Annotated in this window: 8 protein-coding genes; 4 read left to right on the top strand and 4 right to left on the bottom strand. The window is 69.2% G+C overall.

Annotated elements, in window-relative coordinates; translation table 11 throughout:
* Positions 1-12 precede the first annotated feature (12 nt).
* Positions 13-618 (bottom strand): TetR/AcrR family transcriptional regulator, encoded by a 606-nt coding sequence (locus ACZ3IC_RS17795; protein WP_467417249.1) that lies wholly within the window; start codon positions 616-618, stop codon positions 13-15.
* A 128-nt stretch (positions 619-746) separates the two neighbouring features.
* On the opposite strand from ACZ3IC_RS17795, the gene ACZ3IC_RS17790 reads away from it, so the two are divergent.
* Positions 747-1688, top strand: coding sequence for an ABC transporter permease (locus ACZ3IC_RS17790; protein ID WP_467417247.1), 942 nt, complete (start codon positions 747-749; stop codon positions 1686-1688).
* Positions 1681-2469 (top strand): ABC transporter ATP-binding protein, encoded by a 789-nt coding sequence (locus ACZ3IC_RS17785; RefSeq protein WP_467417246.1) that lies wholly within the window; start codon positions 1681-1683, stop codon positions 2467-2469. Before ACZ3IC_RS17790 ends, ACZ3IC_RS17785 begins: the two co-directional genes overlap by 8 nt.
* 290 nt (positions 2470-2759) lie before the next feature.
* Here ACZ3IC_RS17785 and ACZ3IC_RS17780 read toward each other — a convergent pair whose 3' ends face one another.
* Positions 2760-7781 (bottom strand): NAD-glutamate dehydrogenase, encoded by a 5022-nt coding sequence (locus tag ACZ3IC_RS17780; protein WP_467417245.1) that lies wholly within the window; start codon positions 7779-7781, stop codon positions 2760-2762.
* Between the two features lie 390 nt (positions 7782-8171).
* Between ACZ3IC_RS17780 and ACZ3IC_RS17775 the strand changes: the two genes are divergently transcribed.
* The gene (locus ACZ3IC_RS17775; RefSeq protein WP_467417243.1) at positions 8172-8741 is read left to right on the top strand and encodes a DJ-1/PfpI family protein; all 570 of its coding nucleotides are present in this window, start codon (positions 8172-8174) and stop codon (positions 8739-8741) included.
* A 29-nt stretch (positions 8742-8770) separates the two neighbouring features.
* Here ACZ3IC_RS17775 and ACZ3IC_RS17770 read toward each other — a convergent pair whose 3' ends face one another.
* The gene (locus tag ACZ3IC_RS17770) at positions 8771-9442 is read right to left on the bottom strand and encodes an HAD family hydrolase (protein WP_467417241.1); all 672 of its coding nucleotides are present in this window, start codon (positions 9440-9442) and stop codon (positions 8771-8773) included.
* 77 nt (positions 9443-9519) lie between these two features.
* Positions 9520-10026: a DUF6912 family protein gene (locus ACZ3IC_RS17765; protein WP_467417239.1), complete on the bottom strand. Its 507-nt coding sequence runs from the start codon at positions 10024-10026 to the stop codon at positions 9520-9522.
* Positions 10027-10317: 291 nt separating this feature from the next.
* Between ACZ3IC_RS17765 and ACZ3IC_RS17760 the strand changes: the two genes are divergently transcribed.
* Positions 10318-10746, top strand: coding sequence for an Rv3235 family protein (locus tag ACZ3IC_RS17760; protein ID WP_467417238.1), 429 nt, complete (start codon positions 10318-10320; stop codon positions 10744-10746).
* The last annotated feature ends 270 nt before the right edge of the window (positions 10747-11016 follow it).

Raw genomic sequence — 11016 nt, 5'->3', positions numbered from 1 at the left:
GCTCTTGATTCCTCAGGCCTTGAGCGCGGCGACCGCGGATGTCGCCAGGTCGTCGAGGTAGCCCTTGGGCAGCGGGGTCCGGACGACGGCGAGCCTCCAGTAGAGCGGGCCGACGATCAGGTCCAGCGCACGGTCCGGGTCGCTGTCCGCGGGCAGCTCGCCGCGCGCCACGGCGTCCCGTACGACGACGGCGGCGATGCCCTGCTGGGGATCGAGCAGGGCGGCCTTGATCGTGTCGGAGATCTCCGGGCTGCGGGCCGCCTCGACCAGCAGGTCCGGGATGACCTGCGAGGCGACGGGGTGGCGCAGGGCGTAGGCGGCGAGCTCCAGTACGGCGCGGACGTCGCCGTCCAGCGAACCGGTGGCCGGAGCCGGCATGCCCTGGACGGCGACGGCGGAGACCAGGTCGAGGACCAGGGCCAGCTTGGACTTCCAGCGGCGGTACACGGCGGTCTTGCCGACGCCCGCACGCCGGGCGATCCCCTCGATCGACATCCGGGCGAAGCCCACTGCGGCCAGCTCCTCGAAGACGGCGCTGCGAATCGCATCGGTGACGTCCTCGCGCAGCACAGCGGCTCCGGCGGGGACACGGCGGCGGGTTCCCGGGTCGGTGGTCATGGCCGAATCATAGTCCGTAACGACGAAACGGTTGCGTTGCGACGCTTACGCGTCCTACTCTCAGCGTTGCGACGATACGGTTCCGTCCCGTCGGCCGTCGTGTTCCTGCCCTCCCGTCGAAAGCGATCGTGGTGAGCCAGACAACAACCCCACCGGCCCCGGCCGACACCCCTGCCGGTGCGCCCTTCCCGGTGTACGCACCGGGTGAGCTCGCCGCGCTCGCCGCCCGGCACGGACTGACCATGAGCGGGGCCCGGCCCTCGCTGGGCGCGTACATTCGGCAGCTGTGGGGGCGGCGGCACTTCATCACGGCGTTCGCCACCGCCAAGCTGACCGCCCAGTACAGTCAGGCGAAACTCGGCCAGATCTGGCAGATCATGACCCCGCTGCTGAACGCGACGGTCTACTACTTCATCTTCGGTGTCCTGCTGAACACCAAGCACAACGTCGAGGACTTCGTTCCGTTCCTCGTCACCGGCGTGTTCATATGGACCTTCACCAGCAGCTCGATCACTGCGGGCACCCGCGCGATCAGCGGCAACCTCGGCCTCGTCCGTGCCCTGCACTTCCCGCGCGCCTCGCTGCCGATCGCGCTGGCCCTGCAGCAGCTCCAGCAGCTGATGTTCTCGCTGGGCGCGCTGGTGCTGATCCTGGTGGGGTTCGGGCAGTTCCCTCAGCCGTCCTGGCTGCTGGCGATTCCGGCGCTGATCCTGCAGGCCGTGTTCAACACCGGTGTCTCCATGGTGGTGGCACGGCTGGCCGCCCGGACGCCGGACATCGCCCAGCTGATGCCGTTCGTCCTGCGCACCTGGATGTACGCCTCGGGCGTCATGTGGAGCGTGGACACGATGCTCAAGGGGGACCGGGTTCCGCACTTCGTGATGGTGATGCTGGAGTGCAATCCGGCGGCCGTCTTCATCAACCTGATGCGGTTCGCGCTCATCGACAGCTTCGGCGCGTCCCATCTGCCGCCGCATGTGTGGGCGATCGCCGCGGGCTGGGCGCTCGTGTGCGGCGTGGGCGGATTCGTGTACTTCTGGCAGGCGGAGGAGCGGTACGGACGTGGCTGACAACGTGACTGACTACAACGAGCGAGTGCCGACCGTCGTCGTGGACGACGTCCACATCACGTACAAGGTCAACGGCGCCCGGACCGGAAAGGGCAGCGCCACCTCGGCGCTCAGCCGGATCGTCTCGCGCCGGCGGACCCCCGGAATGCGCGAGGTGCACGCCGTGAAGGGGGTGAGCTTCGCCGCGTACAAGGGCGAGGCGATCGGCCTGATCGGATCCAACGGCTCGGGGAAGTCGACGCTGCTCAAGGCCATCGCCGGTCTGCTGCCCGCGACGAAGGGCCGGGTGCACACCCAGGGCCAGCCCTCGCTGCTCGGGGTGAACGCGGCACTGATGAGCGATCTGACCGGCGAGCGCAACGTCGTACTCGGCGGCCTCGCGATGGGCATGACGCGGGCCCAGATCCGCGAGCGCTACCAGGGGATCGTCGATTTCTCCGGCATCAACGAGAAGGGCGACTTCATCACCCTGCCGATGCGGACGTACTCCTCCGGCATGGGCGCCCGGCTACGCTTCTCGATCGCAGCCGCCAAGAGCCATGACGTCCTCCTGATCGACGAGGCGCTGTCCACCGGCGACGCCAGGTTCCAGCGGCGCAGCAAGGAACGGATCAAGGAGCTGCGCAAGGAGGCCGGCACGGTCTTCCTGGTCAGCCACAGCAACAAGTCGATCACCGAAACCTGTGACCGGGCGATCTGGCTGGAGGCGGGGACGCTGCGAATGGACGGCCCGGCGGCCGAGGTCGTGGCCGCGTACGAGAAGTTCACCGGCAAGAAGTAGCGGCGCGGGCGGCGGGCGAGCGGCCGGGGAGAGCGCCCCGTAATGGCAACACCGCCAACCACCCCCTCCGACGGCAGCGGTGGAGACCCGGATGTACTGACGAGTGCCCGAGCCCACGATCAAGCCCGTCCGCCACCCGACACCAACGCCCGAGCCCACAATCAAGCCTGTCCGGCGATCGGGAACTGAACCCCGAGCCCCGCGGCCAAGGCGGCGACCAGGCCAAGGCCGCCCGGCGAGGACCGGGCGGCTGCCGGGCACCCCCGGCAGCCGCCCCACCCCACCAACCCCTACGCGTGCGTACGCAGCAACGTCCGCATCGTCCGCATGGCCACCGACAGGTTCGCCAGATCGAACGCGTCCGACCCCTGAATCTCCTCAAGCGTGGAGCGCGACCGCGTCAGGATCGCCGCGTTCTTCTCCTCCCACGCCTTGAACCGCTCCTCCGGCGTGGAGGTCCCATTGCCCACCGACAGCACATCCGCGGTGAGCGCGGCGTGCGCGGCGTACAGGTCCTCGCGGATGGAGGCGCGGGCCATGGACTGCCAGCGGTCGGCCCGCGGCAGCTCGATGATCCGGTCCATCAGCTGGGTGATGCCCAGCCGGTCCGCGAGGTCGTAGTACACCTCGGCGACGGAGAGCGGGTCCTTGCCGGTGCGCTCCGCGATCGCCACGATGTCCAGCGCCGGGAAGGCGGAGGAGAACCCGGCGACCCGCTGGGCCAGCTCGCCCGGGACGCCCGCCTCGGTGAGTTCGTCCAGGATCGACTGGTACCACTCCAGGTCGGCACCCATCAGCATCTTGGGCAGCTCGGCCCAGACCTGCTCGACACCCGCCTTGAAGAAGTCGATCGTGCCGGTGATCTCCAGCGGCTGCGGCCGGTTGCCGAGCAGCCAGCGCGAGCCGCGCTCGACGAGCCGACGCGAGTGCAGCCGGATCCGGGTCTGCACATCGGCGGCGACCTTGTTGTCGAGCGCCTCGACGGCGTCCCACACCTCGCCGAGGCCGAAGATCTCGCGGGCCGCGAACTGCGCCCGCACGATCTCCTCGATCGAGGCGCCGGTCTCTTCCCGCAGCCGGTGCAGGAAGGTCGAACCACCGCTGTTCACGGTGTCGTTGACCAAAACCGTGGTGATGATCTCGCGACGCAGCGCGTGCCCGTCGACCGCCTCGGGGAACTGCTCGCGCAGTTGCTCCGGGAAGTAGGCGTGCAGCAGCTTCTGCAGGTGCGGGTCGTCCGGCAGGCTGGTCCTGATCAGCTCCCGGGCCGCCGTGATCTTCGTGTACGCGAGCAGCACGGCCAGCTCGGGCTGGCTGAGACCCTTGCCGGCATTCAGCAGTTCGCGGATCTGCCGGTCGGTGGGCAGGAACTCCAGCCCGCGGTCGAGGTCTCCGTCACGGACCAGCCGGCGCATGAAGCGCTGGTGGGCGTGGAGCAAGGAGGACGACTGGGCCGTGGCGTTGGCGAGCGCCACGTTCTGCGCGTAGTTGTTGCGCAGCACCAGACGGCCGATCTCGTCGGTCATCTCGGCGAGCAGCTTGTTGCGCTGCTTGACGGTCATGTCGCCGTCCCGGACCAGACCGTTGAGCAGGATCTTGATGTTCACCTCGTGGTCGGAGGTGTCCACACCGGCGCTGTTGTCGATCGCGTCGGTGTTGATCCGGCCGCTGTTGCGGGCGAACTCGATCCGGCCGAGCTGGGTGGCACCGAGGTTGCCGCCCTCGCCGACGACCTTGGCCCGCAGGTCCTGGCCGTTGACGCGGATCGCGTCGTTGGCCTTGTCGCCGACGTCCGCGTTCGACTCGGCGGACGACTTGATGTACGTACCGATGCCGCCGTTCCACAGCAGGTCGACACGGGCCTTGAGGATGGTCTGCATCAGCTCGGCGGGCGTCATCTTCGTGACACCCGACTCGATGCCGAGCGCCTCGCGGATGTGCGCGTTGACCGGGATGGACTTGGCGCTGCGCGGGTGGATGCCACCGCCCGCGGAGATCAGGTCCTTGTTGTAGTCGGCCCAGGAGCTGCGCGGCAGGTCGAAGAGGCGGCGCCGCTCGGCGTACGAGGTGGCGGCGTCCGGGTTCGGGTCGATGAAGATGTGCCGGTGGTCGAAGGCGGCGACAAGCCGGATGTGCTCGGAGAGCAGCATGCCGTTGCCGAACACGTCGCCCGACATGTCGCCGACGCCGACGACGGTGAAGTCCTCGGTCTGGGTGTCGTGGCCGAGCTCGCGGAAGTGCCGCTTGACGGATTCCCAGGCGCCGCGGGCGGTGATGCCCATGCCCTTGTGGTCGTAACCGGCGGAACCGCCGGAGGCGAACGCGTCGCCGAGCCAGAAGCCGTACGAGACGGCGACCTCGTTGGCGATGTCGGAGAACTTCGCGGTGCCCTTGTCGGCGGCGACGACCAGGTACGTGTCGTCCTCGTCGTGACGGACGACGTCCCTGGGCGGCACGACCTCGCCGGCCACCATGTTGTCGGTGATGTCGAGCAGCGCCGAGATGAACGTGCGGTAGGAGGCGATGCCCTCGGCCATCCAGGCGTCACGGTCGACGGCCGGGTCCGGGAGCTGCTTGGCGACGAAGCCGCCCTTGGCGCCGACCGGGACGATGACGGTGTTCTTCACCATCTGTGCCTTGACCAGGCCGAGGATCTCCGTACGGAAGTCCTCGCGCCGGTCCGACCAGCGCAGACCGCCTCGGGCAACCTTGCCGAAGCGCAGGTGCACGCCCTCGACGCGCGGCGAGTAGACCCAGATCTCGAACGCGGGACGGGGAGCCGGCAGATCCGGGATGGACTGCGGGTCGAACTTCATCGAGACGTAACCGTGCGGCCTGCCGCCGTCCTCCATCTGGAAGAAGTTGGTGCGCAGGGTGGCCTTGATGACGGTGAGGAAGGACCGCAGGATCCGGTCCTCGTCGAGCGAGGCGACCTGGTCGAGGGCCCCGTCCAGCTCCTCGAGGAGCCCGTCGGTCAGTTCCGTACCGGCCCGCTGGCGCTCGGGCGACATCCGCGCCTCGAAGAGCGAGACCAGCAGCCGGGTGGTGTGGACATTGTTACGGAGAGTGCTCTCCATGTAGTCCTGGCTGAAGGTCGATCCGGCCTGACGCAGGTACTTCGCGTAGGCGCGCAGCACCATCGCCTGCCGCCAGTTCAGTCCGGCGCCCAGCACGAGCGAGTTGAAGCCGTCGTTCTCGGCCTCACCGGTCCACACGGCGGCGAAGGCGTCCTGGAACCGGTCGCGGGCGTCGTCGGCGAGGTAGTTGCCGTCGGTCTGCGGCATCCGCAGGCCGAAGTCGTAGATCCAGGCGTGTGTACGGTCCGCGCAGCGCAGCTCGTACGGACGCTCGTCGACCACCTCGACGCCGAGCCGCTGGAGCGCCGGGAGCACGGCGGAGAGAGAGACCTGCTCGCCGGTCCGGTAGATCTTGAAGCGGCGCTCTCCGAGGCCCGCGCCGACCGGCTCGTACAGGCTGAGAGCGAAGTCCTTCTCGTCCTTCTTGAGCGCTTCGAGGTGGACCATGTCGGCCACGGCGGAGCGCGGCGAGTGGTCGGCCTTGTAGCCCTCGGGGAACGAGTGGCCGTAGTTGCGCAGCAGCTCGGCGGCGCGCTCCTCGCCGCACTCGGCGTTGAGCGCTTCCTGGAAGCCGTCGGCCCAGGACCGGGCGGCCTCGACGAGCCGGGCCTCGATGCGGTCGGTCTCGGCGTCGGTGAGGTCGGGCAGCTCGGTGCCGGGTGCGACCCGGACGACGAAGTGCAGCCGGGAGAGGATCGACTCGGTGTTCCAGGCGGTGAAGTCGACGCTGGTGCCGCCCAGTTCCTCCTTGAGGATGTCGATCAGACGGAGCCGTACACCGGTGGTGTAGCGGTCGCGCGGCAGGTAGACGATCGCGGAGTAGTAGCGCCCGTACTCGTCCTGGCGCAGGTAGAGCCGCAGCCGACGGCGCTCCTGGAGGTACAGCACGGAGGTGACGACGGAGCGCAGCTGGTCGACGGGCGTCTGGAACAGCTCGTCGCGCGGGTAGGTCTCCAGGATCTGCAGCAGGTCACGGCCGTCATGGCTGTTGGGCGAGAAGCCCGCGCCCTCCAGCACCTCGGCGACCTTGCGGCGGATGACGGGCACCCGGCGCACTGACTCCGTGTAGGCGGCGGAGGAGAACAGTCCGAGGAAGCGGCGCTCACCGATGACATTGCCGTCGGCGTCGAACTTCTTCACTCCGACGTAGTCGAGGTAGCTGGGGCGGTGGACGGTCGACCGGCTGTTGGCCTTGGTGAGGATGAGGAGCTTGCGTTCGCGGGCCTTGGCCCGGACATCGGCGGGCAGCCGGTCGAAGGACGGGCTGACGGGGTGCGCCTCGTCGACGCTGTGGTGCGGGTCGGAGCGCAGGATGCCGAGGCCGGTGCCGGGTACGGCGGCCAGCGCGTCGGTCTCCTTCAGCTCGTACTCGCGGTAGCCGAGGAAGGTGAAGTGGTCGGCGGCGAGCCAGCGCAGCAGCTCCCTGGCCTCGTTCACCTCTTCGTCGGCGAGGTCGTCGAGCGGCTCGCCGGGCAGGTCGTCGGCGATGCGCAGCGCGGCGTCGCGCATCTTCTCCCAGTCCTCGACGGTCTCGCGTACGTCGGACAGCACCCGCAGCAGATCTACGGCGATCTGCTGGAGGTCGGAGCGGTCGGTCTCGCGGTCGATCTCGACATGGATCCAGGACTCGACGAGCGCATCGTGCGGCAGCTCGATCGCGGCGCCCTTGGCGTCCTTGGCGTCCATTCGGCCCTGGGGGCTCGTCGAGATGCCGTTGCCCTCGGCGAGGACCTCGATGAGCTTGCCGGTGACGTCTCGGCGTACGACGACCTGCGGGTGGATCACGACATGGATGCCGCGCCCCTGCCGGGACAGCTCGTTGGTGACGGAGTCGACCAGGAACGGCATGTCGTCGGTGACGACCTCGACGACGGAGTGGCTGCACGTCCAGCCGTTCTCCTCGACCGTCGGGGTGTGCACCCGGACGTTCGCCGTGCCCTGCGGGCGCATCTCCGCGAGCCGGTAGTGGGAGGAGGCGGCGCCGAAGACGTCGACGGGGTCACGGCCCGCGACGTCCTCCGGAGCGGTGTGCAGGTAGTAGCGCTGGAGGTAGGCGAGGAGCACGTCATGCCCGGGACGCTCCTGCTCGGCCCCGGTGGCGCCGGCCCCGGTGGCCGCGACACGTACCCGGGGGGTACCGCCCGGGCCACCGACACCACCGCCCGGGCTGTTGTCAGCTACCTTGGCGGCCCGTGCGAGCAGCTCGGCCTTGGCTTCGTCCAGCTTGGTCTGCATGTCCTCTGGCTCCTGTCGCGCGCCGTTGCGTGACGTAGGTGAAAAAGACGACGTATCGCCACGACACGGGGTTTCCGGTCTGACTCGACGCTATGCCGCTATGAGAGATGCCCGGGACCGTATTGGCCATTTTTGGCAGTCGGTCCGAGCTGTGAGGATCAGTGATGGCCCGGGTGCTGTAGCACTCCGGGCGCAGGCCGGGGGCTTCGCTGCCCCCGAGGCGTATCGCGCTGATCACGGGGTCCAGGCTATCTCGCCCGCCCCCGTCACCGTCACGAGCCGTATGTGTACAAAAGATGGCCCGGAAGTTTGACACTCTGGACAGCGCGCCGGCCCGTATTGCCGCACTCTGGTAGACGGAACAGGCCGACGAACCGTGGGAGCCCCGCCATGGCACCGAAGATTCTGATCGTCACCGGCGACGCCGCCGAGTCCCTGGAAGTCCTCTATCCCTATCAGCGGCTGCGCGAGGAGGGGTACGACGTCCACATCGCGGCCCCCGCCCGCAAGACGCTCCGTTTCGTGGTCCACGACTTCGAGCCCGGCTTCGACACGTACACCGAGAAGCCCGGCTACACCTGGCCCGCCGACCTGGCCTTCTCCGAGGTGGCCCCCGGAGATTACGTGGCCCTGGTCGTCCCGGGCGGCCGGGCACCCGAGTATCTGCGCAACGACCCCGAGCTCCGCAAGATCCTCAAGGCGTTCTTCGACTCGGACCGGCCGGTGGCCCAGATCTGCCACGGTCCGCTGATGACGGCGGCGGTCGGCGCACTGGCCGGCCGACATGTCACCGCGTACCCCGCGCTGGAGCTCGACATGCAGGCGGCGGGCGCCACCTTCGAGGACCACGAGGTGGTGCTCGACGGCACACTGATCTCGTCCCGCGCATGGCCGGACCACTCGGCATGGATGCGCGAATTCCTGAAGGTGCTCCGCACGAAGGCCCCGGTCACCACCTGACGGCGCTTCCAGGGCCCGCCCCAGCGCCCTTATCCAGTCATCCGCACGGCAAGGTCCGCGGCCTCGGCCAGGCTGTCCACCACCGGCACCCCGGCCGCCTCCAGGCTCACTCTGCTGTGCGATCCGCCGGTGTAGAGCACGGCCTTCGCCCCGACATGGGCGGCGGCCACGGCGTCGTCCACCGCGTCGCCGATGACCACCGTGTGCTCCGGGGATACCCCGTCCAGCGCGGCAATGTGCCGCTCCATGTGCCGTGCCTTGCTGCCGCCGGACGGTCCGGTGCGCCCGTCGACCCGTACGAAGTGCCGCTCGATGCCGTACCCCCGGACCACGGGGACCAGCTGGTCGTGTCCGTACATGCTCAGGAGGGACTGGCTGCGCCCGGCCAGCCGCCACTGCACGAGAAGCTCCTCGGCACCTTCGGTGAGCCCGCAGGCGGCCCGCTGCTCGGTGTAGTGCCGGTGAAATATCACGTCCATCCGCTCCCACTCGGCCTCCGTGGGCAACCGGCCCATCAGCCGTTCGTAGAAGCGGGGGATCGGGATGCAATACATCTCGCGGTACTGCTCCAGCGTGATCGGCTCCAGGCCGACCTCGCCGAACGCCGCGTTCGTCGCGCCGACGACCGCGGCGTTGTCGTCGAGCAGTGTGCCGTTCCAGTCCCAGACCACATGCGTGCGGTGCTTCCCGTGCGTCCCCATGCGTAAGAAAGTACCCGCCAGGTCCGACACCCGTTCCGGCAGCGGGGGGCGGCCCCTTCCCGCTCGCCCGACCCCTCTCATCCGATCAGATTTGGAATCTCCTGAATGCCGAACCACAGCAGCTCGTGGTCCTCGGCGCCGTCCACGGTGAACTGCGCGTCGTCGTCACCGAGGTCCGCCGCGCCCAGCGCGGCTGCGGCGGCCGTGACGTCCTTCTCCGCGTCGTCCGCGTCGACATGCACGGCGGCGGCCTCGGTCAGCGCCACGGAGGACGCGATCCGCACCTCGCCGAGCGACGACGAGTCGAGGCTGCGGTCCGGGTCGGCCACGGCCGCGCCGTCCGGTACGTCGACGGCGACGACGACCCGCCGCCGGGCCGCGTCGGGGTTGCCGGCGATAAGACGCAGCGAGGCGGAAGCGGCCCGGTTGAGCGCCGCGTACTCCAGCTCCTCGATGTCGTCGGAGACATACCACTCGCGCAGTCCGGGGGTCACCGCGTAGGCGATCAGCGGACCGGGACCGATCTCGCCCGCCTTGTGCGCCGCTGCGAGACCGGGGAGCGTCAGGGGGACGTACACGCGCATGGCTGGCCGCTTTCGTAGTCGGAAACGCCCTCAGGATACGTGCGACGTCCCCCTTTGGGGTTACGTGCACCACGGCCGCTCCGTCCACCCGGCAACCGCCTCTCACCCTCCCCAAGCCTTCCTCGCCCCCCTCGCGACACCGGGCGCATCACCCGGATAGGTGATTCCTCCCGATCGGGTCCGGCACCTCACCGTCACTTGCGACCGCCTGCGCCCTCGCCGTAGAAGATCCACAGCAGAAGTTACCGCCCGGTATTCGACCGGGCCTCTGAAGCACGGGGGCGATCAGCGATGAGCACGAACAGGACCCGGCCCACCGGACGGCACGACCAACGCAGGCCCGAAGCCGTACCACCGCAGCGCACGAGGACTCCCAGGCGAGTCCGCCCCCACCATTGGTTCGCCGAGCGCCTCCTGGCGGTCCTCAGCGGCCAGCGCCCGGTGCACTGGATGCTCGGCCACACCATTGGCGAGGCCTACGACCAGCTGGCCGAACTGGCCCCCCGCACCCCTCTCAGGGCCTGCGGCGTCCGCCCCGTCATCCGCATGTGCCACGGAGCCCAGCCGGCTCCGGGTGTCGTGGAAGCCTGCGCAAGCATCGCAGCGGGCGAACAGGTGAGGGCCATGGCCTTCCGCCTGGAACAGGGCACCGACCTCCGCTGGCGCTGCGCAGCAGTGGAACTGGGCGACGAACGCCTGCAGTCAACGCCCGCCCGATAGAGACCCACGCCAGGCACCTCCAGGGCCCTCGCCCCGCAGTCCCAGCCCTTCCGAAACTTGAGGAGCACCCCCGGGAGGGGCCCCGACCACCACCGGAATCCCCCTCCACCGTCCCACCCACAATCTCCACCCCTCCGACGCTCAAGAAACGCACCCCAGGACGGAGCCCCGGCAACCACCCGCCCCCCCCTCCCACCTCAGCTCCGTCCCTGCCCCACCCACACGCCGCATTTCCAGCCCCTGAGGCGCTCAAGGAGCGCCCCCGGGCGG

The sequence above is a fragment of the Streptomyces sp. NPDC002958 genome (assembly GCF_055563255.1).
This window is presented reverse-complemented; position numbering and strand designations above follow the sequence as displayed.

Bases quoted from the DNA above. Each gene is read 5' to 3' on its own strand.
- ACZ3IC_RS17795 (WP_467417249.1), bottom strand. From the start codon at position 618: ATGACCACCGACCCGGGAACCCGCCGCCGTGTCCCCGCCGGAGCCGCT.
- ACZ3IC_RS17780 (WP_467417245.1), bottom strand. From the start codon at position 7,781: ATGCAGACCAAGCTGGACGAAGCCAAGGCCGAGCTGCTCGCACGGGCC.
- ACZ3IC_RS17775 (WP_467417243.1), top strand. From the start codon at position 8,172: ATGGCACCGAAGATTCTGATCGTCACCGGCGACGCCGCCGAGTCCCTG.
- ACZ3IC_RS17770 (WP_467417241.1), bottom strand. From the start codon at position 9,442: ATGGGGACGCACGGGAAGCACCGCACGCATGTGGTCTGGGACTGGAAC.
- ACZ3IC_RS17765 (WP_467417239.1), bottom strand. From the start codon at position 10,026: ATGCGCGTGTACGTCCCCCTGACGCTCCCCGGTCTCGCAGCGGCGCAC.
- ACZ3IC_RS17760 (WP_467417238.1), top strand. From the start codon at position 10,318: ATGAGCACGAACAGGACCCGGCCCACCGGACGGCACGACCAACGCAGG.